The 26,724-nt window shown below is 38.8% G+C and carries 31 protein-coding genes; 17 read left to right on the forward strand and 14 right to left on the reverse strand.

Going from position 1 to position 26,724, the window contains the following annotated elements; genetic code table 11:
- Positions 1-63: 63 nt before the first annotated feature.
- The 3 genes from ACQ334_RS01010 to ACQ334_RS01020 all read left to right on the forward strand — a co-directional run bounded on the left by ACQ334_RS01010 (position 64) and on the right by ACQ334_RS01020 (position 2,049).
- On the forward strand, positions 64-636 hold the full coding sequence (locus ACQ334_RS01010) for a hypothetical protein (protein WP_430986289.1): 573 nt from the start codon (positions 64-66) through the stop codon (positions 634-636).
- A 73-nt stretch (positions 637-709) separates the two neighbouring features.
- On the forward strand, positions 710-1,099 hold the full coding sequence (locus ACQ334_RS01015; protein WP_430986290.1) for a VOC family protein: 390 nt from the start codon (positions 710-712) through the stop codon (positions 1,097-1,099).
- An 86-nt stretch (positions 1,100-1,185) separates the two neighbouring features.
- On the forward strand, positions 1,186-2,049 hold the full coding sequence (locus ACQ334_RS01020) for an aldose 1-epimerase family protein (RefSeq protein WP_430986291.1): 864 nt from the start codon (positions 1,186-1,188) through the stop codon (positions 2,047-2,049).
- 11 nt (positions 2,050-2,060) lie between these two features.
- Here ACQ334_RS01020 and ACQ334_RS01025 read toward each other — a convergent pair whose 3' ends face one another.
- The 3 genes from ACQ334_RS01025 to ACQ334_RS01035 form a co-directional block, all read right to left on the reverse strand.
- On the reverse strand, positions 2,061-2,330 hold the full coding sequence (locus tag ACQ334_RS01025; RefSeq protein WP_430986292.1) for a hypothetical protein: 270 nt from the start codon (positions 2,328-2,330) through the stop codon (positions 2,061-2,063).
- A gap of 162 nt (positions 2,331-2,492) precedes the next feature.
- The gene (locus ACQ334_RS01030) at positions 2,493-2,855 is read right to left on the reverse strand and encodes a hypothetical protein (RefSeq protein ID WP_430986293.1); all 363 of its coding nucleotides are present in this window, start codon (positions 2,853-2,855) and stop codon (positions 2,493-2,495) included.
- A 108-nt stretch (positions 2,856-2,963) separates the two neighbouring features.
- A complete protein-coding gene (locus ACQ334_RS01035) occupies positions 2,964-3,545 on the reverse strand; it encodes an RNA polymerase sigma factor (RefSeq protein ID WP_430986294.1) in 582 nt (193 codons plus the stop codon).
- A 1,113-nt stretch (positions 3,546-4,658) separates the two neighbouring features.
- Between ACQ334_RS01035 and ACQ334_RS01040 the strand changes: the two genes are divergently transcribed.
- Together ACQ334_RS01040 and ACQ334_RS01045 are read left to right on the forward strand one after the other, a co-directional pair.
- Entirely contained in the window at positions 4,659-5,492 is an 834-nt protein-coding gene (locus ACQ334_RS01040; protein ID WP_430986295.1) for a DUF6159 family protein, read from the forward strand.
- A 198-nt stretch (positions 5,493-5,690) separates the two neighbouring features.
- On the forward strand, positions 5,691-8,036 hold the full coding sequence (locus tag ACQ334_RS01045) for a WG repeat-containing protein (protein ID WP_430986296.1): 2,346 nt from the start codon (positions 5,691-5,693) through the stop codon (positions 8,034-8,036).
- 588 nt (positions 8,037-8,624) lie between these two features.
- Here the strand turns inward: ACQ334_RS01045 and ACQ334_RS01050 are convergent.
- Positions 8,625-9,479, reverse strand: a complete 855-nt coding sequence (locus ACQ334_RS01050) for a ChaN family lipoprotein (protein WP_430986297.1) — start codon at positions 9,477-9,479, stop codon at positions 8,625-8,627.
- Between the two features lie 128 nt (positions 9,480-9,607).
- Here ACQ334_RS01050 and ACQ334_RS01055 point away from each other — a divergent pair, with 128 nt between their 5' ends.
- The gene (locus tag ACQ334_RS01055) at positions 9,608-10,423 is read left to right on the forward strand and encodes a histone H1-like repetitive region-containing protein (protein ID WP_430986298.1); all 816 of its coding nucleotides are present in this window, start codon (positions 9,608-9,610) and stop codon (positions 10,421-10,423) included.
- A gap of 246 nt (positions 10,424-10,669) precedes the next feature.
- Here ACQ334_RS01055 and ACQ334_RS01060 read toward each other — a convergent pair whose 3' ends face one another.
- Positions 10,670-10,849, reverse strand: a complete 180-nt coding sequence (locus tag ACQ334_RS01060; RefSeq protein ID WP_430986299.1) for a hypothetical protein — start codon at positions 10,847-10,849, stop codon at positions 10,670-10,672.
- 145 nt (positions 10,850-10,994) lie between these two features.
- Positions 10,995-11,273, reverse strand: a complete 279-nt coding sequence (locus ACQ334_RS01065) for a hypothetical protein (RefSeq protein ID WP_430986300.1) — start codon at positions 11,271-11,273, stop codon at positions 10,995-10,997.
- A 563-nt stretch (positions 11,274-11,836) separates the two neighbouring features.
- On the opposite strand from ACQ334_RS01065, the gene ACQ334_RS01070 reads away from it, so the two are divergent.
- Positions 11,837-12,394 (forward strand): helix-turn-helix domain-containing protein, encoded by a 558-nt coding sequence (locus tag ACQ334_RS01070; protein ID WP_430986301.1) that lies wholly within the window; start codon positions 11,837-11,839, stop codon positions 12,392-12,394.
- Between the two features lie 162 nt (positions 12,395-12,556).
- Here ACQ334_RS01070 and ACQ334_RS01075 read toward each other — a convergent pair whose 3' ends face one another.
- Entirely contained in the window at positions 12,557-13,183 is a 627-nt protein-coding gene (locus ACQ334_RS01075; protein WP_430986302.1) for a hypothetical protein, read from the reverse strand.
- A 316-nt stretch (positions 13,184-13,499) separates the two neighbouring features.
- Here ACQ334_RS01075 and ACQ334_RS01080 point away from each other — a divergent pair, with 316 nt between their 5' ends.
- Positions 13,500-13,922 carry an XRE family transcriptional regulator gene (locus ACQ334_RS01080; RefSeq protein ID WP_430986303.1) on the forward strand — a complete coding sequence of 141 codons (423 nt, stop codon included), beginning with the start codon at positions 13,500-13,502 and terminating at the stop codon, positions 13,920-13,922.
- A 27-nt stretch (positions 13,923-13,949) separates the two neighbouring features.
- Here ACQ334_RS01080 and ACQ334_RS01085 read toward each other — a convergent pair whose 3' ends face one another.
- From ACQ334_RS01085 to ACQ334_RS01105, 5 genes are all read right to left on the reverse strand, one after another.
- A complete protein-coding gene (locus ACQ334_RS01085) occupies positions 13,950-14,141 on the reverse strand; it encodes a hypothetical protein (RefSeq protein WP_430986304.1) in 192 nt (63 codons plus the stop codon).
- 298 nt (positions 14,142-14,439) lie between these two features.
- Positions 14,440-14,655 (reverse strand): hypothetical protein, encoded by a 216-nt coding sequence (locus tag ACQ334_RS01090; protein WP_430986305.1) that lies wholly within the window; start codon positions 14,653-14,655, stop codon positions 14,440-14,442.
- On the reverse strand, positions 14,639-14,878 hold the full coding sequence (locus ACQ334_RS01095) for a hypothetical protein (RefSeq protein ID WP_430986306.1): 240 nt from the start codon (positions 14,876-14,878) through the stop codon (positions 14,639-14,641). The genes ACQ334_RS01090 and ACQ334_RS01095 overlap by 17 nt, the downstream gene beginning before the upstream one ends.
- Before the next feature lies 1 nt (position 14,879).
- On the reverse strand, positions 14,880-15,275 hold the full coding sequence (locus tag ACQ334_RS01100; RefSeq protein WP_430986307.1) for a DUF5675 family protein: 396 nt from the start codon (positions 15,273-15,275) through the stop codon (positions 14,880-14,882).
- Positions 15,276-15,300: 25 nt separating this feature from the next.
- Positions 15,301-16,056, reverse strand: coding sequence for a hypothetical protein (locus tag ACQ334_RS01105; RefSeq protein ID WP_430986308.1), 756 nt, complete (start codon positions 16,054-16,056; stop codon positions 15,301-15,303).
- A gap of 492 nt (positions 16,057-16,548) precedes the next feature.
- On the opposite strand from ACQ334_RS01105, the gene ACQ334_RS01110 reads away from it, so the two are divergent.
- On the forward strand, positions 16,549-16,971 hold the full coding sequence (locus ACQ334_RS01110; RefSeq protein ID WP_430986309.1) for an XRE family transcriptional regulator: 423 nt from the start codon (positions 16,549-16,551) through the stop codon (positions 16,969-16,971).
- A gap of 130 nt (positions 16,972-17,101) precedes the next feature.
- Here ACQ334_RS01110 and ACQ334_RS01115 read toward each other — a convergent pair whose 3' ends face one another.
- Positions 17,102-17,812 carry a competence protein CoiA gene (locus ACQ334_RS01115; protein WP_430986310.1) on the reverse strand — a complete coding sequence of 237 codons (711 nt, stop codon included), beginning with the start codon at positions 17,810-17,812 and terminating at the stop codon, positions 17,102-17,104.
- Positions 17,813-18,044: 232 nt separating this feature from the next.
- On the opposite strand from ACQ334_RS01115, the gene ACQ334_RS01120 reads away from it, so the two are divergent.
- From ACQ334_RS01120 to ACQ334_RS01135, 4 genes are all read left to right on the forward strand, one after another.
- Positions 18,045-18,788, forward strand: a complete 744-nt coding sequence (locus tag ACQ334_RS01120; protein WP_430986311.1) for an HNH endonuclease — start codon at positions 18,045-18,047, stop codon at positions 18,786-18,788.
- Positions 18,789-18,998: 210 nt separating this feature from the next.
- Positions 18,999-19,958, forward strand: coding sequence for a DNA cytosine methyltransferase (locus ACQ334_RS01125; protein WP_430986312.1), 960 nt, complete (start codon positions 18,999-19,001; stop codon positions 19,956-19,958).
- Between the two features lie 14 nt (positions 19,959-19,972).
- Positions 19,973-21,100, forward strand: coding sequence for a ParB N-terminal domain-containing protein (locus tag ACQ334_RS01130; RefSeq protein ID WP_430986313.1), 1,128 nt, complete (start codon positions 19,973-19,975; stop codon positions 21,098-21,100).
- Positions 21,097-22,128: a hypothetical protein gene (locus ACQ334_RS01135; protein ID WP_430986314.1), complete on the forward strand. Its 1,032-nt coding sequence runs from the start codon at positions 21,097-21,099 to the stop codon at positions 22,126-22,128. The genes ACQ334_RS01130 and ACQ334_RS01135 overlap by 4 nt, the downstream gene beginning before the upstream one ends.
- Here ACQ334_RS01135 and ACQ334_RS01140 read toward each other — a convergent pair.
- Positions 22,105-22,536 carry a very short patch repair endonuclease gene (locus ACQ334_RS01140; RefSeq protein ID WP_430986315.1) on the reverse strand — a complete coding sequence of 144 codons (432 nt, stop codon included), beginning with the start codon at positions 22,534-22,536 and terminating at the stop codon, positions 22,105-22,107. The two genes, ACQ334_RS01135 and ACQ334_RS01140, sit on opposite strands and share 24 nt — an antisense overlap.
- A gap of 152 nt (positions 22,537-22,688) precedes the next feature.
- Here ACQ334_RS01140 and ACQ334_RS01145 point away from each other — a divergent pair, with 152 nt between their 5' ends.
- The 4 genes from ACQ334_RS01145 to ACQ334_RS01160 all read left to right on the forward strand — a co-directional run bounded on the left by ACQ334_RS01145 (position 22,689) and on the right by ACQ334_RS01160 (position 26,568).
- Positions 22,689-22,892 carry a hypothetical protein gene (locus ACQ334_RS01145; RefSeq protein WP_430986316.1) on the forward strand — a complete coding sequence of 68 codons (204 nt, stop codon included), beginning with the start codon at positions 22,689-22,691 and terminating at the stop codon, positions 22,890-22,892.
- A gap of 205 nt (positions 22,893-23,097) precedes the next feature.
- On the forward strand, positions 23,098-23,457 hold the full coding sequence (locus ACQ334_RS01150) for a type II toxin-antitoxin system RelE/ParE family toxin (protein ID WP_430986317.1): 360 nt from the start codon (positions 23,098-23,100) through the stop codon (positions 23,455-23,457).
- A 4-nt stretch (positions 23,458-23,461) separates the two neighbouring features.
- Positions 23,462-23,788, forward strand: a complete 327-nt coding sequence (locus ACQ334_RS01155) for a helix-turn-helix domain-containing protein (RefSeq protein WP_430986318.1) — start codon at positions 23,462-23,464, stop codon at positions 23,786-23,788.
- Between the two features lie 335 nt (positions 23,789-24,123).
- On the forward strand, positions 24,124-26,568 hold the full coding sequence (locus ACQ334_RS01160) for an outer membrane beta-barrel protein (protein WP_430986319.1): 2,445 nt from the start codon (positions 24,124-24,126) through the stop codon (positions 26,566-26,568).
- Positions 26,569-26,724 lie beyond the last annotated feature (156 nt).

The raw sequence follows: 26,724 nt of genomic DNA on the forward strand, positions 1-26,724 counted from the left end.
TGAAATCATCACTTCTTTGCCGCTTAATTTTTTAACCATTTACTTAAAACAAAAACCTTTTACATGAAAAAATTTCTTTTTATTGCCTGCACGGCATTGTTTGCTATCAGTTGTACCAACAATGAATCTAAAGATGCCAAACCGGGTGGCGACAGCACCAAAATGGCGGATGCAAAAATGATGGACAGTAAAGCCATTCCGGAAATGCCATATAAACTGGAACAACCGTATCAAAACTGGCAACCCGGCGATCCGCAACATGCTCTTACAGTGATGAAAGGATTGAAGGCATTTGAAAATGGCGATATTAATACCTGTATGGATGCTTTTGGCGACAGTGTGAGGGTAGGGTTTGACAATTACCAGACAAGACTGAGTAAAGACAGCCTGAAAGCATCTTTTACACAGCAAAGAGCCATGTACAGTGCCGTTACAATAAAAATGCAGGACTGGGAATCTGTAATATCTGCCGATAAAAAAGATGAATGGGTAACGTTATGGTATAAAGAATACCATACTGATAAAAAAGGAAATGTAGATTCACTGGGCGTTGTAGATGATTGCAAAATAGTAAATGGCAAAGCGGTGGTACTGGATGAAAAGACACAGAAGCTGGGGCCGCCTAAAAAAATGTAACTAATGGTTTTTCTCATAAAGTCTCCTGTAATTTTGCAGGAGACTTTTTATTTAAAATATAGCCGGTTTTAAAATGCTTAAACTAAATCAAGTTCATCATATCGCCATCATTTGTAAAAACTATCCGGTATCTAAGAAATTTTATACTGAAGTATTGGGCTTTACTATCGAACAGGAAATTTATCGTAAAGAAAGAGATTCTTATAAATTAGATCTTTCTTTAAACGGACAATACGTAATTGAATTATTTTCTTTTCCCAATCCACCATCAAGGCCATCCCGGCCGGAAGCAGCAGGGCTAAGGCATATTGCTTTTGAAGTGGATGATATGGAAGCAACCGTTGCTGAATTGAATAAACACCAGGTTGCAGTTGAACCTGTACGCATTGATGAATTCACCGGTAAAAAATTCACCTTCATTGCAGACCCTGATGATTTGCCCATAGAATTTTACGAAAAATAATCCCCGGTTTTTTATTGGTGTAAATAAGTGTTATTAGTGGCAAAATTTCTTCACCATAATCTCCGCTCAATAATTTATTTTGCAGCATGATAATTTTAGAAAACGAAATACTCCGTGCCACCATTGCACCAAAGGGTGCCGAACTGCAAAGCCTTATTAATACAACAACCGGTATAGAACATATGTGGAGCGGCGATGCGGCTTATTGGGCAAAATTCAGTCCTGTATTATTCCCCATTGTCGGCGGATTAAAAAATGATACTTATTATTTTAATGATACTGCTTACCAATTGCCAAGGCATGGTTTTGCAAGAGATAAAACTTTTGCAGCAGAACAATTGAGTTTAGCTGAAGCAGTGTTTACACTTACTCATGATGAACAAACACTTGCCGTTTATCCTTTTGAATTTGTACTTAAATTAAGGTATCGTTTAAATGGATCAACGCTTTCCTGTACTTACGAAGTGTATAACCCGGGTAAAGAGGAATTGTTGTTTTCTGTTGGTGCACATCCTGCATTTGCAGTGCCTTTTGTAAAAGATACCAACTACTCCGATTACTACCTGCAATTTAATGTGGCAGAAAAATTAGACCGCTGGAAATTAGAGAATGGATTGATTGCAGCACCGGAACCATTGCAGTTTGATAATAATACCTTGCCTTTACAGCCCTCTTTATTTTATGAAGATGCGATAGTGCTGAAACATATGCAGACAAATACAATCACATTGGCTTGCACCAAAAACGATCATGGTATTCATTTTAAATTTGATGATTTTCCTTTCTTTGGTATTTGGGCTGCAAAAGATGCACCCTTTGTTTGCTTAGAACCCTGGTGCGGTATTGCTGATAGTGTAACACATGATCAACAGTTAAAAAATAAAGAAGGCATAAATGTTTTGGCAGCAAATACTAACTGGCAAAGGAGCTGGAGTGTGGCATGTTTTTAATTAAGAAAATCTCACTGCAGCTCTTCACAATAATACCCTGCATTCAGCAACATATTCTCCACTTCCTGTGCGGCCATATTCCTGCCTACTATGCGTAGCACATTATCGCAATCATCCAGGTCAACATTCCATTGCACAATATGCGGATGAATATCCAATAATGATTCTATATCGCTGATACGTTTGGTATCAGTAAGATTAGTTTTAAAAACAAGGATCTCAATACCATTTTTTACCGGCAAAGGAGCGGTGGCTACTTCATGCATTTGAAATTGATTCATTGTTGGATAAGTTTTGATTGCTATAATAACGCCTGCATTTTAATACAGCAGCATAAAAATGCAGGCGTTGTGTAAGATATTACTGCAGGCACTTAATTTGTTATTTTATTGAGTGAGCTGCAGATTTTAAGGAATGAATTGCAGTGTGCAGCCGGGGCAGTTTTAATCTGCCATCATGGTCTCTTCATCTTTTTTGTCAAATCTTCCCCATCTGCCGCCACAGCGGTTCTTCCATTCAGCTTTAAATTTTTCTCTTTCGTCGGGTGTCATTTTATCCCAGCGTTGTTTCATTTTTTCTTTCCAGGCCGGGCTGCCTCTCCAGCTGCCCCTGCCATGAAAGCCCCCAAATAATATTTTGCTCAGCAATAAAATACCCAGGGCCTGCCAGAATGAAATCACTTTTACACTTAACACCTGTACCAGGATGTTATTCCATAAACCCATTACTATAAAGCCAAATACTGTAACAGCAATTGTGCCGAAAATCAGTATCATTATTCCTTTTTTAATCCAGAATTTTTTCATGTTATTTTTTTTATTCCACAGAGATTCCCGGAGGATACACTGAGCAACACAAAGAGATATTACTCTGTGTAGCTTTGTGAAAACTTTGTGTATCTCTGTGCCATTTGTTTAATAATTTAATAATTCATCTTTTAATACACTCAGCCTGCTTCTTAAATGTAATACTGCATACCTTTTGCGGCTGATGAGTGTGGCCACACTTTCTCCGCTTACTGCCGCCATATCTTTAAAAGCAATACCATCAATTTCGTTTTGAATAAATACGTCCCTTTGTTCTGCAGGCAATTCATCTAATGCTGCTTTCAGCTCTTCCCAAAAAAGATTACGCAGGTATTCTGTTTCAGGCGTACTGTCGTTGGTAAACATTACTTCCTTCCAGTCAAAACTATCGGCTTCACTTTCGCTGGTTTGCAGCACATCATCTGCCAGCGGCAGTTTTTGTTTACGATAGCTATCGGTGATCTTATTGCGGGCTACTTTATACAGCCAGGCAGTGGTTTGTTCTATCGGCTCGGGGTTACCTGCAAACTGGAAAAAAACATCCTGCAGAATGTCTTCCGCATCTTCATTACTGGCCACCCGCTGTTTAATAAAACCAAAAAGCTTTTTACTCATCAACCTGATGGTATTGGTAATATTTCTGTTACGTTCAGCAGCCATTGGTATTGCTATGGTCATTGCATCTTCCATGTATATGTATGAAGACGAATCACCTTAAAGAATGTTTTATAAAAACGAAAATATTTTTTAAGGTACCATTTTTTTTACGGGCAGCTGTATTTTACTGGTTATGTGCTGCTTAGATAAGCCTGTAGTACAGTTATAAAACAAGTAGTGCTACTACTACAGGTTTTTCAATCCACTGCTATAAAATATGATATCATGCAGAAGTACATTTGAGTAATGTTTTAGTAAAGCGTCCGTTAATAATCCCATTATCCCTGAAAACTAACCAATCCACTTTACCCATTGAAAAGACTGCCAGTATTTTTGAAAACCCCCTGACCCAGGGGTTTTTTCTTTTATCAATAAGAATTCTCCTTTTTACTAAAAAACAAATTAAACAAATCGATAGTATAACTACTACAAGTTTTTCCGCAGCTTGTCTATATGCCAGAATTAGTTAACGTGTTAATTTTACACCATGTTTTAGTTATTAAATATCCAATATCCAGATTTACCTCTGAAACCAACCACCATTGAGCCACAGTAAACACTGATCAGCATTATTGAAAACCCCCGGTTAAGGGGGTTTTCTTTTATTTTTTTAAAGGCAGGCGGCAGGCTTTTTAGTAGGGCAAATACTACAGGTATTGGCACTAAATTCTATACAAATGCCTGCCAGTACAAAGTACATTTACATCGTGTTCTAAAAGAATATTTCCTTATCCAATCCATCCCTTGAAAGACTTCGGAATTGATTCAAACCCCGGAAAACATTAATCAGTTCCTCTGAAAACCCAGCAATGGGTTTTTTTATTTCTGTTGCACCAGTTTAATCCCAACATACCTGAATGTAGTTATATTACTACACGCTATTTATATATAGGTTGACTAAACCAGTTTACCTGCTGGTATACATTTGTGTTGTATTCAGGCATGAGAATTTTTTCAATATCCAATTATCTTTATAAAACCGGCAAATAATTTTATTACAACAGGAAAACCATTGAAAGTCCTTTTTTAGAAAGCCCCGTAAGGGGTTTTTCTTTTTAAGGTATGCCAGGGCTGTACAAAAGCAGTGAAAGCTTATTTCTCACAGAAAAAAGAAGTACATTTATCATATAACTAAATCTATTTTTTATGGACTTCTTTACCCGGCTTTCTAATGGATGGAAAATTACCATGAGCAGCTTTGATGTTTTAAAGAAAAATAAACAGCTGCTGATCTTTCCTGTTTTATCAGGCATATCGATGGTGCTGATAATGGCGGCAATTATTGTACCTGTACTGGCAGCTGCCGGTTGGGATGTTGACAATCTGAATATTGGTTCGGATAACCAGGTGGTACCCTATCTTTTTACCTTTCTGTTTTACCTGGTCAATTATTTTGTGGTGGTATTTTTTAATATGGCATTGATCCATTGCACCAAATTGTATTTGCAAGGCGAAGAAGTAAGTGTAATGATCGGTATAAAGTTTAGTATGAGCCGCATTGGCGTTATTTTTTCGTGGGCACTATTTGCAGCCACAGTGGGTACTATATTAAAGGCCATACAGGAAAATTCTGGCTGGCTGGGTAAAATTGTTGGCGGTATACTGGGTTTTGTATGGGGTGTTACCACATTTTTTGTGGTGCCTGTAATTGCATACGAACAACTGGGGCCAATTGATGCTTTTAAACGTTCGGGCCAGATGATGAAAGAAAAATGGGGCGAAAGCCTTTCTTCTACTTTTAGCCTTGGGCTGATACAATTCATTGCTTTTATACTCATATTGATTCCCTGCGGATTGATTGCCGTATATGTAAATCCTGTTGCAGGTATTGCATTGGGTTTATTACTGGGCTTTATTGTAATGACCATCATCAGCGCTGCACAAACTATTTTTGTAAGCCTGGTATACCAGAACATCAATGGTAATGTGCAGGAACATTTTAACCAGCAGATCATTGATAACCTGTTTGAAAGAAAATAACAATTCTTTATGCCGGTTTGCAGGGGCTGCCGGTATTTTTCATCAATTAATTTTTAATTTAGTTGCCAGCCATAAAAAGCTGGCAATTTTTTTTAACCTGACCACCCACTTTTCTGCTGTAATCACTTTGAAAATACCCACTATCACTCATTTATTTTTTTTATACCCTGCTTATTTTAGTACCAAAAATATGTTCTGATGAAAAATACAATACTACTGCTGTTGCTGCTGGCAACAAATCATTTATTGGCACAACAGGATTATACCGTTGGGCTGAGCAATAAAGATGGCTTTGCCAATATTTATAAAACCGTTACCACTTACAAAGACCCTTATAATTATAATAACAAAACCGAAACCCGTTACGGGCTGATGGAAATAAAAACACAAAAAACAGTATTGCCCGTTTTGTACAGGATGGTATACACTTCGATGGAAGATAATATTTACGTGGTAAAAGACACGCTGGATATGTTCAGCCTGTTTAATGCACAAACCAAAACCTTTATTACTGCACCGGAATATGCTGCTATCGATTATTTTTCAGAAGACCTGGTGGTGGTACGTAAACCCATACCCAACAGTTATAGCAATGTGTGTGGTGCTATAGATAAAACAGGTAAAGTAATTATCCCGGTAGAATATGATTACCTGGGCAGATCAGCCGAAGGCTTACTCAACTTTAGAAAAGACGATGCCTATGGTTTTATTAATAAGCAAAATAAAGTGGTGATTCCTAACCTGTATAAAAATGCCTCCGATTTTGGGGATGGCCTTGCACCGGCCTGTTTAAAAGATGCGGCGCAATATGGTTACATCAATGCTAAAAATGTTTTTGTAATTGCACCGCAGTACGCTTATGCCGAAAATTTTTATGCCGGTTATGCCGGTGTATATAAATCCAAAGGCAGCAGGAGCAGGGCACAGGGCGGCGATGAAATGGGCATTATCAATACCACCGGAAAAACGATTGTAGAACCCTTGTATGAAAATGTATCCATTAAAAGAAAAGGCGGTGTATTTGTAGTGCGGCAAAAAGATAAATACGGAATGGTGGACAGCACCGGGAAAACTATACTGCCCGTAAATTATAAAAAAGTGGGAGAGTTTAACAACAACGGCTATGCCATTGTGGAAGAAACCGGCGGTACTTCGGGCATGATTGACAGCAAAGGGAATTTTGTATTGCCGGCTGAATATACAGAACTCTACGGCAGTTATACGTCGGATTATTTTATTGCCAAAAAAGATGGTAAGTACACCGTAATGGATAGTAAACTAAAAGTGCTGGTAACACCCGACACTGCTAAAAGAGTGCTGAGCGAAAAAAATAATTTTGCATTGATCTATACCAACATGGTAAAAATATTTGATGCCGGTGGAAAGCCTGTGAAAACTATTCAGCAGGAAGGATTGGATATGTATGGGGTAAGATTTATGGGCGATAAGATAAAAGATTCGATAAGGGTGCCGTATTTTTCAAAGATGGTATTGATAAACTTACAGGGCAATACACAAACCAAAATACCGGGCTACGATATCAGCGATTTTAATGAAGAAGGGATTTTTGTAGTCAATGATAACGACTATTCTTTTTATGATTATACCGCTAAAAAACTCTCCACCAAAAAATACAACCAGGTGGTTAATTTCAGCGAAGGTATTGCAGGCTTAAAAGAAACGTCTACCAGCACGCCTTACCTGGCGGATAAAAATTTTAATAAGATCATGGACCTTACTGCGTATTACACCGGGCCATTTTCTGAAGGTATTGCAGCCACCAAAGGACAATACGACGGTACTTTGTATTACATTGATAAAACAGGTAAAACAGTTTTTAGCATAAAAGCCAAAGAAGGGTATGCCTGCAAAAACCGCCGGATAGTAGTAATGAATGATTACGGTAAATACCTTTATATTACTAAAGAAGGCAAACCACTTAACAATGCTACTTACGACCTGCTGGGCCTGTACACCGAAGGGCTGGCGGGATTTAAGAACAATAATAAGTTTGGCTTTATTGATACCGCCGGTAACGTGGCAATTAATGCCGACTATGATGCAGCCACCAGTTTTACCAGCGGTGTAACCATGGTTAAAAAAGGCACTGATTTCTTCCTCATTAATAAGAAAGGGCAACCGGTTACCACAGATAAATATATTGAAGCTACGGATTGCGCCAATGGTACTTTTCCTGCTAAAAAAGCAAGCGGCTATGGATTGCTGAATACCCTGGGCAAACCCATCATTGAATTTAAATACGAGAGCATTTTGCCTGAATACGATGATATGATATGGGCCCGACTGAATGGCAAATGGGGTGTGCTGAATGCCACGGGTAAAGCCATCACTGCATTTGAGTACGATAATGTGGAAAATTTTAATAACGGTTATGCTAAAGTGCAGCAGGGAAAAAAACTTGGCCTCATCAATAAAGCGGGTAAGATTGTGTTACCGGTATTGTATGATAAACTGAGTACGGTGTATAAGAATATGATTATCGGGTATCTGCCTTCGGGGAGTAATATGGTTTCGGTGAAGTAGAAATTCTTTTTTAATAATAAGCTATTTGGGAAGCAGCTTTTAAATAAAAACTCTTCTTCTTTTTCTTGATAAAAAGAAGCAAAAATCAAGGGCTGCGGAAAAAAAAGCTCCCGAGTTCCGCTTCGCTCTTCGGGACAGGTAAAAATTTATCGTCAAGGGTAAAATGAAATTAGCTCGAACATTTATGCAATACCCAGCTATGTGCGACTTACCAGCTACAAATAAAACCAGGCATCGGTAACATCAATTTCATTTTTACCACTTGCCAATAAATTTTCTTAACGCAATTTTTTCCGAGGCCCGTACTTCAAACCCCTGTGCTGAGTAGGGGAGGGTGGGCTCTTTTTGTTTACAGTCTGCCTGTGAAAAAAGGAAACTGTATAAATTAAAGAGTAGCATTACCAATGCTGAAGCTACAGTAGTACAAAAGTTCAACATAGCTACCTGGCATGAAAGGGATGTAATCTTTCCTGCCTTGATTTTTTTTGTATCAAGACAAAAAAGTAAATAGGGTATAGCCTATACCAAAAAAAGCAAAACAGCAAATGCTGCTACACTAACGTTCAGGAAAAAGAAGGAGAAAAAAGATCAATACGTATTCGTCATATCCTCATCCACACAAATAATAAAATCAGCCTTACCCTTATTTTCTGCAAGCAAATGCAAAATATCTTTCTGGCTTACTGTGGTAACGGTAGCTATTTTAAGATCGGGTTTACTGTGCTTTAAATGCCACACAATACCATCATGATTATCGGAATGATAACTGCCATTGTAATGAATGAATAAACTGCCGGGTACAAAATGCTGCAGAATAAAATGGGCCATGGTAGCATCCTTAATAGCCTGTGCCTTTATCATGTTAGCCGTGCCGTGGCCCGCCATCATGGTAAGCATATTTTTATAACCGGGCAATTCGGCATCATAGGCAATGGGCAATGGAGCTATCCAGTTTTTTGCAAAAGGAGGCACTGTATCCAATGCTTCAAAACCACCTTTGCTAACGGCGGCTGCATATTTACGGGGTATATTGGTGGCAGCAAAAGCAATGTGATTGTCTTTAGCAAAATCAACTAACGGCGCATAATCGGTAGGATAATTTTTCCAGAGGCGTGCCATACTGTCTAAGCCTTTGGCAGATAATTTTCCCTGCAGGTAAAGATCGAGTGCAGGCTGGTTATCCTGTTCAAACATTTCGGCACCCAATACCAGGTCACGTTGTGTTTTTGCATCTTTGGTAATTTCCAGTTCCATCCAGTGGCTGATAGCATTGTTGTGAAACTCGCCAATGAGCACTATATCCTGCTGTGTAAGCAGGCGCATCATTTTTTTATAACTAACTTTTTTACCTTTGGTATTGTATAAAACATAAGCCGGTTTATTTTGCGCCGAGACGCATACGACCAGTAAAAAGCAACAGGCAAGCAAAAATATTTTTTTCATGACCGAAAGGTCGGGAATTTTTAATCGCATTCTGAAGATTTTTTTACTGCCAATAACATTACTGGTACAATTTTAGCGGCTAGGATAATACACTGAAAATTGTTACATTAGTTTTTAAAAACGCAATTATGGCAAAAAAATCCAAAACGGTAAAAAAAGCTGCAGCCAAAAAGGTAGTGGCAAAAAAAGGCAAGGCTAAAAAAGCAGTTGCTAAAAAAGCACCTGCAAAAAAAGCAGTAGCAAAGAAAAAACCTGCAGCTAAAAAACCAGTTGCCAAAAAAGCACCTGCAAAAAAAGTAGTGGCAAAGAAAAAAACAGCGCCTAAAAAAGCAGTAGTAAAAAAAGCAGCCGCTAAAAAACCCATCGCTAAAAAAGCGCCTGCAAAAAAAGCGGTAGCCAAAAAAGCAGTTGCTAAAAAAGTGGCTCCTAAAAAAGCGGCTGTAAAAAAAGCTATTGCAAAAAAAGCGGTTGCTAAAAAGGCGGTGGTTAAAAAAGCTATTGTAAAAAAGATCGTTCCTAAAAAAGTAGCTGCCAGGCCGGCCACTGCAAAGAAGCCAGCTAAAAAAGCCATTGTAAAAAGTATCAGTACAGTTGTGGCAGCCCCTAAGCCTGTAATTGAAACAGCGCCGGTAACCACAGCACCGGCAATAACAGCACCCGAAGTAGTGCAGTCAACCATTCCATTGCCTTCTATTACAGAATCGGCAGACGACCTGGTAGCCAAGGCTGCTAATATTAAAACCACTTTACCTGTGGCAGCAGCAGAAACTGAATCTGAAACTGCAACACCTGCAGCACCAACTGAAGATCCGCTGACCTTATTTGATAAGCATGAATTTGAAAAAGCCACTTCAAAGGGAGATCCGCAGGGTAAACTGCAATTGTCTAATGTAGCTAAGGGCAGTGTAAAGCCATCGGGTAAAAAACCATTGTGGCGCAAGTAAACTCACATTCCCTCTATTATATATGGTGAAGTACGGTGCCGGTTAGCATACCACAGGTTGGTAACAGGCATGAAGAAAAAAGATTGGCTGCGTGATCAGCCAATCTTTTTTTATTGGGTGAGTCACCTCTTCAAAGGAGGCTCACCCTGTATTGTTTTTAAAGTTTGGGATTATTTTCTTAATGGCACCCTTGTGCAGATTTTACCGGGTGAGCCACCCTTACCGGGGTGACCCACCCTGGGGCGATCAAAAAACAAATTGCTGCAGGTCGCTCTCCTGGTACTGGTAATGCAATACCCTTACAATACCTGGGGTGTCTTTTTTACCGGTAATGGCTTTAAAGGATACACGAAGTTTGCCGGCAGTCTTTCTTTTGCCGGTTGGGGTGGTTTTGGTGTTGTGGTTTTTAATTACAGACTTATTCATAGGATGATTTTATAGGGGTGAAAACGATGCAACAGGTTTTCTATTGCGTATGTAATATCTTAAATGTGATGCATTGCTGCAATAGAATAATGATCACTTTGTGTATAGGGATATTACTACAGCAAAAAAGCGGGGCATTTTTTTCTCAATACATTTCTATACCCACATTCAATTCCTCAATGGGGTTGCGGCCCCTTTGCTGCAGCACGGCATTACAGCGGTACAATAAAGCTGCGGGCAAATTAGCTGCATCTGCATTGTTCCAGAAGGTGAGCAACAGGTTTTGCTGTATGGTGGTTAGCGGTTCCTGCAGGCGCACTATCAAATGGTGCAAGGCAGATATTTCATCATCTTTAAGATGGCTGAAGCCCCCATTGGCCAACAGGTCGATAGTAAGCGTAAGGATAGTTTTACTTTGTTGCATGTATAGTTTTTTTCAAGTACTAAATTTCTATCTATAACGTAAAGAAATTGTAAAGATTATGTTATGCAATTGTGTGGCAGCGCAAATGTGTGTAGCGTGTGGATAAGCAGGTGTTTTGGTAGTGCCGTTTTATGCTGCCTGTTGTTGCAGTAAGTTACTACAGCGGGCCACTAATGATTAAGAATGCGGCCTTGTTTTGTAATAATCATTCAACAGATGCTGCAGTCTTTTTACTACATATCTTTTTTATAATTTACAAACTATAATGCTGGTGTTTTAATAGCCTGCAATTGTATAGTACAACTACAACACAACATTAAAATGGCATTAAATCTTTTACTGCCCTGCAGTAAAAATACCAGGCGCATAAATGTAGCTGCTGGTTATATAATTACCACATTTTCGCTCTATGTCACAGCTATGTAAAATGATTTTTTAACAGTTGTTAAAAACATTAATAGCAGATTAAAAAATGAATAGAATTTTTTACCGCCATTTTTTTTGGCACGGTTATTATTTATTGGTAAGGGTAAACAATATTATTTAACTAAACGAACAAACATATGCTTATCAATATTAAAAACATGGTTTGCCAGCGTTGCGAAATAATTGTAAATAATATTTTAACCAATTTAGGATTAGATGTTGCCTGGGTTACCAAAGGCCAGGCAATGATTAAAGGAAGGGTATTGCAATACCAATTACGATTGCTGGACAATGCCTTAAAAGAAACCGGGCTTGAAATTATCATTGATAAAAAAAGCCTGCTGATACAAAAAGTAAAAAACATCATTCACGAAACGGTGTACTGGGATGCCGAACCACCGGCCATAAAATTTTCGTGTTATTTAAGCCAGCGTTTAAATTACAGTTATACTTACCTGGCTAATCTTTTTTCGCAGCAGTGCCATATGACCATTGAACGCTACATTATTGAACAAAGGATAGAAAAAGTAAAGACCATGCTGGTGGCCGAAAATTATATCCTTAGCGAAATAGCGAGCAAGATGAATTACAGCAGTGTGGCCCACCTGTCGGCACAGTTTAAAAAAGTAACCGGCATTACTGCCAGCGATTATAAAGCCATGCAGGGCGAACACATGATGCGCCTATCGGCATAGCACAGGTACGCACAACAACTCAACATATATAAGCAGTTTTGGAAAGGGCCCGGTAATCATTTTCTACAGTTTGCATTACCAGCCCGGGGTGATAAAAAAGATCAGCTGAGCAATTGGCTGATCTTTTTTTTATGGCGGAGCAGGGAGGGGTTTGCAGAGCATTCATGATCGTTTCTTTTTATTTGCGGAAGCTATTTTTTTTAGAGTTTTTGTTTGGGGCCGTGTGCGTACATGCAGCAGGTGGCAGGCTTCTATAAGCTGCAACAGGCGCAGGCGTATAAGCAATAACTCAGCCGCAGCATATTCTTCGCCGGCGGTGCAGTTGGTATATGCATATTCCAACAAGTCTTTCAGTATTTTTTGCCATGCAGGTTCGGTACAGTGGCCTGTAAATTTTTTAATGGCCCTGCAGGGGTTACTGTATTGCCTGGCGCTAAGGTGCCGTGGAAAGGCAGCCCATGCCGCAATGTAGCCCGGCAGCTGCACATAGTTGTTTTGTTTACTGATGTCGGGCAGGCCCGTTGCCTTATCGGGGGGTACCATTGCTGCCGGCGGCAGGTAGTAATTATTATGGATGATAAAAGCAGCCGTAATAAGCTGCTGCAAACTGTTGGTAAAAGAAAAGAGATTGCTGCCACGGCGATTTTTATACCTTTTGTTGCCGGCTGCTGCTGTTACCAGCGCTGTTGCATCTTGTATAGCATGCTGCAAATCGATATCGGAAAAAAAATCCCTGATGCAGTGGCAGGCGTAGGTAAGCTCTTTGTTTTGATTACAGGATGTATCCATAAAAATACAGGGTTATGCAGGCCCGGGCTACAGTGCTGTTGCCAGGCGCTGCTGGTAAATAAATGCTTTTAAAAAAAATGATTGAAGTAACCGGTGTATCTGTACTAAGGGGTTGTGCGGCTGTATCTGGATTAATTGCAGTACAAAGTAATTACTATAAGGCATAGCCGCAAAAAAATGTAGCAGCTAAAATATCCTTTGAGGCGGATATTTTAGCCCAGTTGGTACCCGGAGAAATTTTAATAACAGCGGGTGGTAAATACTGCTACGCAACTTAAAACTATTTATATTTGTAATACACATAACCCCTACTGATATGAGTAATACCATACACCACGGCCGCAATGTAAAACGCTTTAGAGAAATGCTGGGCATTAAACAAGAAGCACTGGCCCATAGCATGGGCGAAGACTGGAACCAAAAGAAAATATCGCTATTGGAAAGTAAAGAAGTAATTGACGATGCCTTGCTGGAGCAGGTAGCTGGTATATTTAAAGTGCCTGCTGTGGCGATAAGGAATTTTGATGAGGAGAGGGCAGTGTACAATATTCAGAATAATTATGAGGGCTCGAATACTAATGCTTCACATATCAATACTAATAATACAGATTGTACAATTAACTACACCGATAGATGGATAGAAGCATTGGATAAAATGGAAAAAATATTTGAAAGATTGCTGCAGGTTGAAAAAGAGAAAAATGAATTGTTGCAAAAATTATTGGACCTTAAGAAATAAGTTTTAATATTCAGGTGAGCGTTTGTATTAATCTGGCTCGCCGAGTAAATCAAAAATCTTCTTTATCTGCAGAATAGTGAAATAACGACCTGTTTTTTCACCAATAACCTGGTTGTGTGGCAGCAGCCACATCCGTAATACTTTAGGTGTTACACCATACTTTGCTGCCAGTTCTTTTGTATTATACGGCTTTACTGCGTTTGCCTTTTGCGTTATCATACCTTTAATGGATGTTAGTTTGTACTATGATATTATTTAAGGTGGATAAGGTGTAATAAAAGTAAGCCGATTTTGGCTTATTTTTTTGATGTTTATACTTAGTAATTGTTAAACCTATAAGTATTTATACCTAGGTTAAAACGTGTAAGCATTTATTGTTAAAAAAAGTAATAAACCAAAGCTGTATACAATTAAAATTAGTGTTTGCACCCATTTGTTATACCATTCGCTCATCTTACTCCTGTACCCCTTTTTTAACTGCGTTTATGCTTAAAGTTTATTACTCTTTTGTTTTTTGTCAGGTGGTTGTTTTTTTGCCTTTATTTTTTTTACTGATATTATTTACCAGTTTTTTACATAAAAGGCTGGTGCCAAAACTTACCACTGCCCCAAGGGCGGCAAGTACTATTGTTTGCAACAATGCGCCTGTGGTAATCTGTAAAAAGATGACCATGCATGTGCCCCCGATAGTACCTGCTGCTGTTGGGGTGCTGCCGTTATCCTGAAGATTCATCTACCTGTTTTACGGGTGAATCGGTAACTGTAGCTGCCTGGCTTACTGTTGAGGCTACTGCGCCTGCAACTGTTAAATAACCGGCAACCGTAATAACGGCGGTGGGTAAGCTAACCGGGGCTGTTAATAAAGCGCCACCTATTCCTGCTACAATAAGCCCCCATTTGCGCAGCTTTTTAAAGAAGGGTGGGGTAGGTGCCTGCATTCTTTGTTTTACATTCATGTTATGCTTTTTTAATTGTTAAATAAACGGGTTTTGTTTGCATGGCGGCAAAGACTTTTGTAAAAAGTGCTTCCACTGCCAGTTTTGATTTGATGCCTATACCGGGCTGTACCAGCGCTGATACCGGCGCAATACATCCCCGTAACTCTTTAATTGCATTATTGGCGGGGTGCATAAGAATGAGGGCCCTGCCCGGCACGTCTGTCAGTAACAGGTGAAACCCTCTTTCTGCCGTCCACCTTTTCAGCAGCAGGTACCTGCCTTCGGGCACACAGGAGTGCTGAGGGGCATTATTAAGCCAGGGGAGTTCAATGGTATAGCATTGAAAGGCTCCGTTGATATACAGCAGGCCATTAGTGCCGGCGGCAAAGTACGAGCGGGAAATTGTGAGTTGCATGATGGATGGTTTTGGTGGTGTACTGTTAAATACCGTTTACGTTAATAATACTTAAAGGATTGAATGCCCCGTTTTTAAGCGGGTATTCTGTGCCGTTAACTACCTGAAAGAACTGAATACCAAAAACCAGGAACAAAGGATGGGAGCTTCCTGCAGGTAAGGCATTTACCAACTGGCTTGCGGCTACCTGCGTTGCGTTCCATGGCAGTATACCTGAATCAGCCGACACGATAGTGAATTCCGCTTTTTCGAAATTGACCTCGCTTGCAGCGGCGATAAGCTTAAAATGAGTGATACCATCGGGACCCACAATATCGTTGGCAGGAATAAATGCCGGAATGTCTACCACAGTATTTCCTGTTGCCCTGTCGATACTGGATTGGTAATGTGCAAATAATGTACTATCCAATACTGCATTAAGGTTAAACTGAAAACCCTGTAACAGCTCTGTTTCGCCATCCATTACATTGCGCATACCCCGGGTACTGGTTGCATCTGCATGCAATACCTTTATCATTTCCTTTAACAGGCGGCTTATTACCCTGCCGTCTTTTGCGTACTGCATCTGGTTACGAAAAGCCTTGCGCAATACTGTTGCCGCAGCGGCTGCCTTTTTAAACTCGGCATTATTTTCCCGTGTACGTTGAAATGCAGGATCGGACTTAATGCGATTGCCAGATACGCTGTTGTTTTTCCTGGCTACGTACCCATCTACTGTTTTCATAAAAGTGATGTCGTCCATCGTGCCTTCAAGTTTAATAATACTTCTTTGTTTTGCCATGTTGTTGTTTTTTGTGCCTCTTTTATTTTTTGGAGGCGGTTAAAAAATAATAATCGTCTATGGCAGCAAGTGATGATCATTAAGCGCTTTTGATGCCATTTGACTTTTGTACCACAAAGATGGGAAGGTGAAAAAAGGCGTTTACCCTTTTGGGCACTAACGGGAATACTTGTATGCAAAATGGATGTAAAAGGAACAGGTTGGCTTAATCGGGCACATTCGGGCACAACCGGGCTTGTTTGAGAGGAGGGTATTTGCCGAACTATCTACGGCTGATCTACGGCTGATCCCCGGCTGATGTAAGGGGCAGGCGCAGGTTGCAGGATATTGTTGTTATAAGAATGAATTGCTGAGGCTACGTTGAGCCCTGGTAAAGGCTTTCTTTAATTTATCTACCTGTGAAAGCGGAGAAATTTTAATAACAGCGGGAGGCAAATACTGCTACGCAACTTAAAACTATTTATATTTGTAATACACATAACCCCTACTGATATGAGCAATACCATACACCACGGCCGCAATGTAAAACGCTTTAGAGAAATGCTGGGCATTAAGCAAGAAAGCCTTGCCCTGAGCATGGGCGAAGACTGGAACCAAAAGAAAATATCGCTGTTGGAAAGTAAAGAAGTAATAGACGATGCCTTGCTGGAGCAGGTGGCCGGTATATTTAAAGTGCCTGCAGTGGCGATAAAGAATTTTGATGAGGAGAGAGCGGTGTACAATATTCAGAATAATTATGAGAATTCAAATAATAGAGGTGGTGTAGGTGTTGATACACAAAATATCGAATGCACTTTTCATAACGATAAACTTGTAGAAGCATTGGAAGAAATTAAAAGCCTTCATATTGCTTTGTTGAAAGAGAAGGATGAGAAGATTGCGTTGTTGGAGAAGATGTTGGAGATGAAGAAGTAAAGTAAATATTATAAAATATAGAGCTTCGATGAGAGGCTTTTTTATTTTTAGGGTTGTCATCTATAAATAATTAGTAGTTTGGAATTGACAATCAGAACGGCATTTGTTGAAGATATAAAGGCAATAATTATTACTTAATATTAATTACTGTTGAAACTAAAGATTCGTCTCCACCATGTTCGATAATAAATTGCTTTTTAGAAATATTTGCTCCAGTACCATTTGAGGTACCTAAGCCTTGGATTATAAAAAAAAGAAATTCATTTCCAAAATCTATATAAACTTGCGCTTTTGCATGTCCCCACACTTGTTTTGGCCTTTTCCATTTAAATCGTTCTCTGTTTTCCTCTCCAAGCATCCTATACTTTGGTGTAAATCCATGCATTTTTGCGAATTTTTCAAATTCCGGAGTGTAAGTATCAAATTCGGTACCCTGAGTAGGATAAGTAATAAAATTTTCAATAAAATGAATGCCATTAATTATCCATATCATATTAGATCCATAAAATTTTTCTCTGGATTCAATTGTTTCTAAATTGATTGGAGAATTTTGTAATTCAATAATTCGACCATGAATTGTTTGAATATCGGCAATATGTTTTTGCCCGGCTCTTATTAAAATAACTTCACAATTTTTTATACCGAATACATTTTTCCACCTTCGATGCCATTCGGTTTCGGGTTTATACCAAGCATCACAAGAAACGACTCTTTTATGTGCCCAATGCCAAGACTTAAAATCTCCACATTTGGGAACCATTTCGCTTTCGCAAAAAGGGCATTGCCCTTTGCTTGTTGGGGAAGCACTTTCTTTGACTCCTTCAACAATGGCATATAGCATATGGAATAAATTATTTAGTAAAAGGTAAGAAATTTTTAGAATTAATTTTATCAGTCTTAGCCTAGCTATTTTAGGAGCAACTGAGACATATTTTAAAAGCAATCGTTCAAGTTTTGGGGATAGATTTTTATCGATGGATATTGCGATGGTTAAAATTGTGATGTGAAATAGAGGTATAGTATGAATTTTTTATAATTATATTTGTAGAGAACCTTATCAACGCAACCTGCGCATGCGCAATCCTAAATGGCATAGGGATGAAATAATCCTTGCGCTCGATTTATACTTTCAAGATGAACGTGGCTCTGTGGATTCACGTAATCCTAAAATAATTGAACTCAGTGAGGTTATTAATCAATTACCAATATTTCAGGAGAGACCTGACGAAGTGAAATTTCGTAACCCAAATGGAGTTTCATTGAAGCTATCTAATTTCATGGCTATCGATCCTGATTTTGATGGGAAAGGCATGACTTCTTTTTCAAAATTAGACGAAGAAGTCTTTAAAGAATTTGCAAACGATAAGAAGAAACTCCACTCGATTGCTACTGAAATAAAGAAGGTTGCTAAAGATATTGAACTAAGGGAAAAGGTTTTTGCAATTGAAGACGACGAAAGTACCTTAACTGATTCTGTAATAGAGGGGCAGGTGCTTTACAAATTACATAAAGTGAGAGAAAGGGACAGTAGAATAATACAATCAAAGAAAAATCATGTACTGTCACTAGTCGGTTTTTTGTCTTGCGAAATATGCGCTTTTGATTTTCACAAATTTTATGGTGAGGCGGGAAGAGGATTTATAGAATGTCACCATAAGACACCTCTTGCAGGATTTAAAGCTTCGACTAGAACAACGCTAGAGGATTTGGCATTGGTATGTTCTAATTGCCATAGGATAATACATCGATCAATTGATGTGTATAATATTGATACGATGAAGGCATTTGTTGAAAATAATAAGAGTTTTAACCCTTAATTGACTTACAAGTAAAACATCAGCCCGCTAACAATCTCGATTTTATTGTCAATTTTCCAAACCCAACTTCATATTGAACCCCTTGCCTAAAATGGGCTTCTGAGATATAATGTATTGGTTCAGTAAGTTTTACAAGGTAACAAGTTATTCAAAGTCGTAACTTTTGTATTATCTTTATTTTTTTATTATCTTTTATCCACAATAAAATTAATGACTTATATTGAGTGTTTAAACTTGCTGTTAAGGCCAAACTTGTGTACTAAGTATCTTGCACTAGACCTGTATGCAGGTAGTGGCGGGTTATCGTTAGGGTTTGAGGCAGCCGGTTTCGAAACAATTGGATATGAGCATAATTCTAATGCATGTAAAACATATAATGGCAATTTGAATGGATATTGTTTTCAAACCGAATTGAACATCGATACAATTTTCCCTAAAGCAGATATATTGATTGCGGGTCCACCGTGCCAGCCTTTTAGCATAAATGGAAATCAAAATGGAGTAAGTGATAGTCGTAATGGCTTTCCAACTTGTTTGTCAGCTATTGAGCAAATTTCTCCAACTGTTTTTGTTTTAGAAAATGTGAAAGGCCTACTAGGGAAAAATAAATGGTATTTAGATTTTTTAATGGAACATTTTCAAAGTCTAGGATACCAATTGAGTATTAATCTTTTGAATTCAAAGGACTTTTTAGTTCCTCAAAATAGAGAGAGAGTTTTTATTATCGGTTCAAAAAATCGAAAAATAGAAATTGATTTTAAACAGTCATTTCATGTTACATCAGGTCAAGCATTGGATAATCTGGCTTTTGATTTTGATGAGAATTCCAAATTCATTACGCCGGATATGGAAATGTACATAGATAGGTATGAGCGTGCATCAAAATGTATTACACCTAGAGACTTACATTTACATAAGCCCTCTAGAACATTAACATGTCGCAACCTTGCCGGGTCTACAGGAGATATGTTGCGGATTTCACTTCCAAATGGTAGGCGGCGGCGGTTAAGCGTTAGGGAAGCAGCTCGTTTACAAAGTTTTCCTGACTGGTTTACCTTTGAAGGGAACGAAACAAGTGTTTTTTCTCAAATCGGCAATGCCGTACCCCCTATGATGGCATTTCATGTTGCCACTCAGATTAAAGCATATTTAGATTCACCTATAACTTAATAAATGTTCACTATATGGCTAAAAAAAAATCTGCTGAAATTGCAAAATTAGCCCCTAAGACTATCGATTACATTTCCGTCGATGATTTGCTTTACGATCCCGAAAATCCTAGATTACCACACACCATTGTTAATAGTCATGATGAAGCGGAAGTGATTAATTGGATGCTTAGCGATGCTTCAATTCTAGAACTTATGGGCTCTATTGGGTTAAAAGGTTTTTTTGAGGCTGAACCGTTATTGGTTGTCCCTGGGAAAGACAATAAATTTATTGTTGTTGAGGGCAATCGAAGGTTAACAGCTGTAAAGTTATTAAGGAACCCAGCTCTTGCTGAAAAACGTTCAAAGGCTGTGCTTGAAATTAGTAAAGAAGCAGTGATGGAAACGGAAACAGTTCCAGTTATTAAATATGAGAACAGAAAACAAATATTGGATTATTTGGGGTTCAAGCACATAACTGGAGTAAAACCTTGGCCTGCTTTAGCGAAAGCGAAATACTTGCAACAGCTTCAACCTGAATACAAAAATCTTAAAAGAAATGATCAATACAAAGCATTAGCAAAAGCTATAGGAAGTCGGTCTGACTATGTTAAAGATCTATTATCTACCGTAGATATTTATGATAAAATGGCAAAAAAGGATTTTTTTGACATTCCAGGATTGAAGGAAGATACGATTGACTTCGGTGTATACTACAATGCAATGAAATATTCTGGAATAGCAAAGTATATCGGCGTTGATGAGAAACTTCAAAATCCAAATGCTAAGTTAGATTTAAATAGATTGAAGGACTTAGCTTCGTGGATTTCAGAAAAAGATGAAAATAAGCAGACTCGACTTGGGGAATCCAGGAATTTGGGTTTATTAAATCAAGTACTTGATAACCCGAAAGCATTAGCCCTGTTTAAATCCGGGAGAAAGTTGGATGATGCTGTTACCTATACTGGAGAGCCTTCTGAACTCGTACAACAAGCCATTAATGAAAGCTTTACTCAGCTACAATATGCTAATACAAACGGTTACTTAGTTACCAAACCCAGTGAATCTGCTATAAATACATTAAAAGAGATTATAGCGATTGCTGAGACTTTAGTAGAAAGTTTTAATGCAAAATTGTTAAAAAATAAAGTCAAAAGGAAATGACCCTTGTAAAGAACTATCTCTCTCTCTTATCTAAAAAGCCAGCTGTAACTAAGTCTTCAATTTGGGCTGATTATCTAGAGCTATTATGTCTTGCAAATATTGACGGGGAATTATCAGATGAAGATGTCATAAAGAGATTAGCGATACGCTTAAGAGATTTAAAGGAAGGAAGTGCAACTGAAATATCGGAAGATGAGGAACTAGATTCTGATGCTGGCGAAAAGGCGTCAAATAGATCAAGAATTTCTGACAAATGGGAAACTGAACTACGGGATTGGTTTGCAGTATTAATTATGAGGCAAGCATCTTATAAAGACTTTTATCCCTTTGTTGTTACTGAGCGAGAAATTTGTTTAAAAAAAAACAAGCTTTCATTAAAAAACAAGTTATATATCTACCTCCTGCTTTGTTCAAACCTTAATCTGTTTTCAAAATTAGAGAGTAATCAGTTAAGTAATTCTTTTGAGCTTTTAAGTCTAGAAGCATTTAAAAATGTAATGCCCAATGATGCCGAAGTGCATTTATTTGGAAAGAATCCATTGAATAAGACAGGACCGTTCAGAGGCAGTTTAAGTCTTTGGGAGAAAATTCATAATCTTGCGAGTCATGTTAATGAATCAGTATCTCAAAGAATGCATAAAGAAGATTTTCCTTCAAGTAATACGGGTGATGGTGGTCTTGATATTGTAGGCTGGATACCTACTAACGATACATTGCCTAGTAAACTTATCTTTCTCGTTCAATGTGCTTGCGGAGAGTGGTCAAAAAAAGTTCATGAATCTTCACCAGAAGATTGGGGTATGAGGATTGATTTTACAACAACTACTGTTAATAATATTTTTATACCATTTTGTTTTAAGCAAGCAAATGGTGGATGGCAAAAAGCAGCTGACATAAGAAAAGCATTTCTCGTTGATCGAAAACGTATATTGGATTATTGTTGTAAGAAAAAAATATTAGACTATAGGCTGCTGCCTGCATTTAAAATTGTAGACGAAATAGTATCAGCAAAAGAGAGTATTCTTTAAAATATTTTGTAGCAATTGCTGTAGTGTAGTTTCAAGGAAAGCTGTTTTCAAATTACACTCCCACACCTCCACCACCTTCCACCCCGCCAACCGTAATGCCCGAATGGCAATATGATCCTTCAACTTATTCTTATTGATTTTGTTGCGCCACCATTCTGTTCGGGTCTTAGGCACCACATAATACTTGCAGCCAGAGTGCCCATGCCAAAAACAGCCATGCACAAAAATCACCGTTTTGTATTTGGGTAAAACAATATCCGGTTTGCCTGGTAATTTTTTATCGTGGAGTTTGTAACGAAAGCCATGTGCATGCAAAAACTTCCGCACCAGCATTTCGGGCTTTGTATCCTTGCCTTTAATACGGCTCATATTATAGCTCCTGGTTTTTTTGTCATGCACATCTGCCATGGTATAAAGCTACAATCTTACCGCTATGTGGCAACCTTACCACAAAATTTTTAAATAACTACCGCTTAACTGCCGCAGCGTTTATTGGCATGGCTATTGTCTCAATAAAGAGCAGACAATATTGTCCGTAACAACTTTTAAATTTTACAACAATGAAAAAGATAATCGTATTACTGGCGCTGAGCTTAGCTGTGGGCAGCTTTAGCTTTGGCCAGGGCATAACGCAGCAACCGCCACAAAAAATGGAGCACAGCGGAGTGCAGCAAAACAAAAAGGATAAAAAAACAAAGTACGAAAAGCACAAGCATAAACATAAGCATAAACATATGAAGCATACGAAGAAGCATAAGAAGTAGGGGAAGGGAGAAGGGGGAAAGGGGAGAAGGGGAAGAGGGGAAGAGGGGAAGAGGGAAAAGTAAATAAAGTAGAAAGGGTAAATAGGGTAGAAAAAGTAAGTAGGGTATATAGAGTAAATGGAGTAGTTGTGCATCACCCTTAATGACCGTAGCTTCAGTTTTGTAGAATAAAACAAGTTTCTAATTTTGGAAACTTATTTTATATTTGCAAAAACGATTTCAATTGCAATATTTCCAGACCCGATTTTTAGAAGAAGCAGATAAATTCATTGCGGGGCTTGACCCTAAGGCTGCCAGGAAAGTGTTCTATAACATTGACCTTGCAGAACAAAGTAATGACCCAAAACTTTTTAAGAAACTTCAAAAAGACATTTGGGAATTCAGAACAAAGTTTGGCGGTGTACAAATCAGGCTACTTGCATTTTGGGACAAAGACAAAGAAACTGAAACATTAGTTTTTGCAACACATGGTTTTATTAAAAAGGTTGACAAAGTGCCTGCAAATGAAATTGAAAGAGCAATTAACATTCGGAAAAAATATTTTGAAAGCAAACTTAAAAAATAACATTATGGCAAAGACAGCAATGAAATCATACTCACTTGCCGAAATGAAAGATAAATACATCGGTAAGAAAGGTACAAAAGACAGGGACCAGTATGAATACGAACTTAGTATGGATGTTTTAGGACGAATGATTAAGACTGCAAGACAGGAACGTAAATTGACACAAGAGCAATTAGGCGATCTTGTTGGGGTACAAAAGGCACAGATCTCAAAATTGGAAAGCAGTGCCAACAGTGCTACAATTGATACCGTATTAAAAGTCTTTAAGGCGTTGAAAGCAGATATTCATTTTAATGTGACCATTGAAAAGCAATACCTGAAACTCGTTTGAAAATAAGGTGAGAAAGGTAAATAAGGTATAAAGCGTATTGAAGAAGCCGGTTGGGGTATAGAGAGCAAAGAAAAATTCGATTATAGTCAGGCAGTCTCGTAGAACGGGGCTGCTTTTTTTATGGGGTTTAGCATAGGCAAAAGGCCCGAAGTACAACTCCAGGGTACTAAAAACGGGGTTTGTATTGGTAAAAGGGCCCGGAGTATAACGCCGGGGTACTAAAAAAGGCTTTTGGCATAGACAAACAGCCCATTGGCATAACAGTTTTTAAAAAGCTTAATGGCCGATATAGGTTTGCACTATCAAAAAAAGTTAACCATAAAAACAAACAGATTATGAGACAAGTAATTTTATTATTCCTGGCCGGTTTATTTGCTGCTAACAGCCAGGCACAGGTAAGCGGTGCTACCAAAGATGCACAGGGTGCGGCTATTACCGGCGCTACTGTAAGCCTGCTGGCAGCAAAAGATTCCAGCATTAAAAAACTGGCGGTGAGCAAAGAAAATGGCGTGTACAGTTTTGCCAACCTTGCCGCTGGTAAATATTTAATTAAGGCTACCAATATTGGTTACCTGCCCGTTTTTAGTGCCCCCTTTGACGTAAATGGCAGTGCAGTAACTGTTGCGGACCTTAAATTAGAAAAAGCCGCCGCTAATTTAAAAGGCGTGGTGGTTACCTCACAAAAACCAATGATTGAAATGAAGGCCGATAAAATGATTGTTAATGTGGAAGGTACCATCAACTCGGTAGGCAGTGATGCGCTGGACCTGTTGCGCAAAAGCCCGGGTGTGCAGGTGGATAAAGATGATAACCTGAGCCTGAGCGGTAAAAATGGCGTGCAGGTATATATTGATGGCAGGCCATCGCCACTGGGCGGACAAGACCTGGCGAATTATTTAAAGACTTTAAACTCGGCACAGATAGAATCTATCGAGATCATCACCAACCCTTCGGCTAAATATGAAGCGGCGGGTAATGCCGGTATCATCAACATCCGCTTAAAGAAAAATAAAGCGCTGGGTACTAACGGATCGGTAAATGCGGGGTGGAATATTGGTGTGTATGCTAAATACAATGCCGGTATTAACTTAAACTACCGCAATAAAAAAATAAACCTGTTTGGTAATTACAGTTATAATAAGGGGTTGAATGAAAGCAGTATTAACCTTAACCGTACCGTGGCCGATAGTTCTTTTAACCAGAAGGGACTTATTACCATGGATAATGAAAGCCACAACTTTAAAGCGGGCATGGATTATTTTATTGATAAGAAAAACACTATTGGCGTAATGGTGAATGGTACCCTGAGCGACCCCGGCGTAAACAACTACGGCAGAACACCGATTGCGTATATCCCTGGTGGTGTGGTGGACAGGATTTTGATTGCGGATAATACCAGCATTTTAAAAAGAAACAATGTAAACTTTAATGCTAACTACAGCTATACAGCAGGTGGTAAGAGTTTAACGGTAAATGCTGACCATGGTTATTATGATATTAACAGCAACCAGTACCAGCCGAATACCTACTACGATGCTGCGGAAAAAAATATTTTAAGCAGCGTGATCTACAGGATGAAAGCGCCTACTACTATCAACATTAACTCGGTAAAGGCAGATTGGGAACAACCTTTTAAAAAAGGTATGCTTGGTTTTGGTGGTAAATTCTCGAACGTAAAAACGGATAATGATTTTCAACGCTACAATGTAAGTGGCAGCGTGGAAACACTGGATAAAGACCGCAGCAACCGCTTTACGTATAAAGAAAACATCAGCGCAGGTTATGTTAATTACAACCGTGCTTTAAAGGGTATTGCCTTGCAGGCTGGTGTAAGGGTGGAGAACACGGATGCGGCAGGTACCAGTAACAGTGAAAAGAAAACGGGTACTGTATACAATCCGTACACCGAAACTTTTAAACGCAGTTATGTTGATTTCTTCCCGAGTGCCGCTATTACGTTCAATAAAAAACCAATGAACCAGTATAGCGTTACCTACAGCAGAAGAATTGACCGCCCTAATTACCAGGACCTGAATCCTTTTGAATTTAAACTGGATGAATATACTTTTCAAAAGGGTAATATCAACTTACGTCCGCAATACACTAACAGTATTGGATTAAGTAATACCTACAAATACAAACTAACTACTACTTTAAATTACAGCCATGTAAAAGACCTGTTTACCCAGGTATTTGATACGGCTGAAAAATCAAAAGCGTTTATCTCTAAACAAAATTTAGCTACGCAGGATGTGGTGAGCTTAAGCATCAGCTATCCTTACCGCTACAAAGCGTACAGCATGTTTGCTAACGTAAACAGTTATTACACCAAATACGAAGCAGATTTTGGTGCCGGCAGAAAAATAAATGTGAATGCCGGTGGCCTTACTTTGTACGTGCAGAACAGCATTAAATTTGCTAAAACATTTACAGCAGAGTTAACGGGTTACTACAGTGCACCTACTGTGTACCAGGGAACGATAAAGGCTAAAAGCATGTATTTTGCTGATGCCGGTTTGCAAAAACAAATATTAAAGGGCAGGGGTACCATTAAAACATCGGTGAGTGATGTGTTTCATACGTTTAAATTCAGTGGCACGAGTGATTTTGCAGGGCAACATTCTGATATCAGCTCAAGATGGGAGAGCCGCCAGTTTAAATTGAATTTTGTGTATCGCTTTGGCAGCAACCTGGTTAAAGCTGCCCGGCAGCGTGGTACTGCTGCTGATGATGAAACAAAGAGAGTGCAGAGTGGCGGGGGAGTGGCGCCGGGGCTTTGATAATGGATAATGGATAATGAAATAATGGATAATGAATAATGAGGAATGCGAAGATTGGAGTTTTAGGATTGGGGCGGAGGGAATGTTCAATGCTCAATGTTCAATGTTCAATGCTCAATGTTCAATATTCAATGTTCAATGAGGAAAGCGGAGAAG

This window comes from Ferruginibacter sp. SUN106 (assembly GCF_050611765.1).
Lineage (GTDB): Bacteria > Bacteroidota > Bacteroidia > Chitinophagales > Chitinophagaceae > Ferruginibacter.

Excerpts from the sequence above, each read along its gene's own strand:
- ACQ334_RS01130 (WP_430986313.1), top strand. The coding sequence starts at position 19,973 with ATGGCTAAAAAAAAATCTGCTGAAATTGCAAAATTAGCCCCTAAGACT.
- ACQ334_RS01030 (WP_430986293.1), bottom strand. The coding sequence starts at position 2,855 with ATGAAAAAATTCTGGATTAAAAAAGGAATAATGATACTGATTTTCGGC.
- ACQ334_RS01055 (WP_430986298.1), top strand. The coding sequence starts at position 9,608 with ATGGCAAAAAAATCCAAAACGGTAAAAAAAGCTGCAGCCAAAAAGGTA.
- ACQ334_RS01110 (WP_430986309.1), top strand. The coding sequence starts at position 16,549 with ATGAGCAATACCATACACCACGGCCGCAATGTAAAACGCTTTAGAGAA.
- ACQ334_RS01100 (WP_430986307.1), bottom strand. The coding sequence starts at position 15,275 with ATGCAACTCACAATTTCCCGCTCGTACTTTGCCGCCGGCACTAATGGC.
- ACQ334_RS01120 (WP_430986311.1), top strand. The coding sequence starts at position 18,045 with ATGCGCAATCCTAAATGGCATAGGGATGAAATAATCCTTGCGCTCGAT.
- ACQ334_RS01040 (WP_430986295.1), top strand. The coding sequence starts at position 4,659 with ATGGACTTCTTTACCCGGCTTTCTAATGGATGGAAAATTACCATGAGC.
- ACQ334_RS01050 (WP_430986297.1), bottom strand. The coding sequence starts at position 9,479 with ATGAAAAAAATATTTTTGCTTGCCTGTTGCTTTTTACTGGTCGTATGC.
- ACQ334_RS01060 (WP_430986299.1), bottom strand. The coding sequence starts at position 10,849 with ATGAATAAGTCTGTAATTAAAAACCACAACACCAAAACCACCCCAACC.
- ACQ334_RS01035 (WP_430986294.1), bottom strand. The coding sequence starts at position 3,545 with ATGGAAGATGCAATGACCATAGCAATACCAATGGCTGCTGAACGTAAC.
- ACQ334_RS01080 (WP_430986303.1), top strand. The coding sequence starts at position 13,500 with ATGAGTAATACCATACACCACGGCCGCAATGTAAAACGCTTTAGAGAA.
- ACQ334_RS01140 (WP_430986315.1), bottom strand. The coding sequence starts at position 22,536 with ATGGCAGATGTGCATGACAAAAAAACCAGGAGCTATAATATGAGCCGT.
- ACQ334_RS01025 (WP_430986292.1), bottom strand. The coding sequence starts at position 2,330 with ATGAATCAATTTCAAATGCATGAAGTAGCCACCGCTCCTTTGCCGGTA.
- ACQ334_RS01015 (WP_430986290.1), top strand. The coding sequence starts at position 710 with ATGCTTAAACTAAATCAAGTTCATCATATCGCCATCATTTGTAAAAAC.
- ACQ334_RS01075 (WP_430986302.1), bottom strand. The coding sequence starts at position 13,183 with ATGGATACATCCTGTAATCAAAACAAAGAGCTTACCTACGCCTGCCAC.
- ACQ334_RS01070 (WP_430986301.1), top strand. The coding sequence starts at position 11,837 with ATGCTTATCAATATTAAAAACATGGTTTGCCAGCGTTGCGAAATAATT.
- ACQ334_RS01160 (WP_430986319.1), top strand. The coding sequence starts at position 24,124 with ATGAGACAAGTAATTTTATTATTCCTGGCCGGTTTATTTGCTGCTAAC.
- ACQ334_RS01095 (WP_430986306.1), bottom strand. The coding sequence starts at position 14,878 with ATGAATGTAAAACAAAGAATGCAGGCACCTACCCCACCCTTCTTTAAA.
- ACQ334_RS01045 (WP_430986296.1), top strand. The coding sequence starts at position 5,691 with ATGAAAAATACAATACTACTGCTGTTGCTGCTGGCAACAAATCATTTA.
- ACQ334_RS01135 (WP_430986314.1), top strand. The coding sequence starts at position 21,097 with ATGACCCTTGTAAAGAACTATCTCTCTCTCTTATCTAAAAAGCCAGCT.
- ACQ334_RS01090 (WP_430986305.1), bottom strand. The coding sequence starts at position 14,655 with ATGAATCTTCAGGATAACGGCAGCACCCCAACAGCAGCAGGTACTATC.
- ACQ334_RS01085 (WP_430986304.1), bottom strand. The coding sequence starts at position 14,141 with ATGATAACGCAAAAGGCAAACGCAGTAAAGCCGTATAATACAAAAGAA.
- ACQ334_RS01145 (WP_430986316.1), top strand. The coding sequence starts at position 22,689 with ATGAAAAAGATAATCGTATTACTGGCGCTGAGCTTAGCTGTGGGCAGC.
- ACQ334_RS01065 (WP_430986300.1), bottom strand. The coding sequence starts at position 11,273 with ATGCAACAAAGTAAAACTATCCTTACGCTTACTATCGACCTGTTGGCC.
- ACQ334_RS01155 (WP_430986318.1), top strand. The coding sequence starts at position 23,462 with ATGGCAAAGACAGCAATGAAATCATACTCACTTGCCGAAATGAAAGAT.
- ACQ334_RS01105 (WP_430986308.1), bottom strand. The coding sequence starts at position 16,056 with ATGGCAAAACAAAGAAGTATTATTAAACTTGAAGGCACGATGGACGAC.
- ACQ334_RS01125 (WP_430986312.1), top strand. The coding sequence starts at position 18,999 with ATGACTTATATTGAGTGTTTAAACTTGCTGTTAAGGCCAAACTTGTGT.
- ACQ334_RS01115 (WP_430986310.1), bottom strand. The coding sequence starts at position 17,812 with ATGCTATATGCCATTGTTGAAGGAGTCAAAGAAAGTGCTTCCCCAACA.
- ACQ334_RS01020 (WP_430986291.1), top strand. The coding sequence starts at position 1,186 with ATGATAATTTTAGAAAACGAAATACTCCGTGCCACCATTGCACCAAAG.
- ACQ334_RS01010 (WP_430986289.1), top strand. The coding sequence starts at position 64 with ATGAAAAAATTTCTTTTTATTGCCTGCACGGCATTGTTTGCTATCAGT.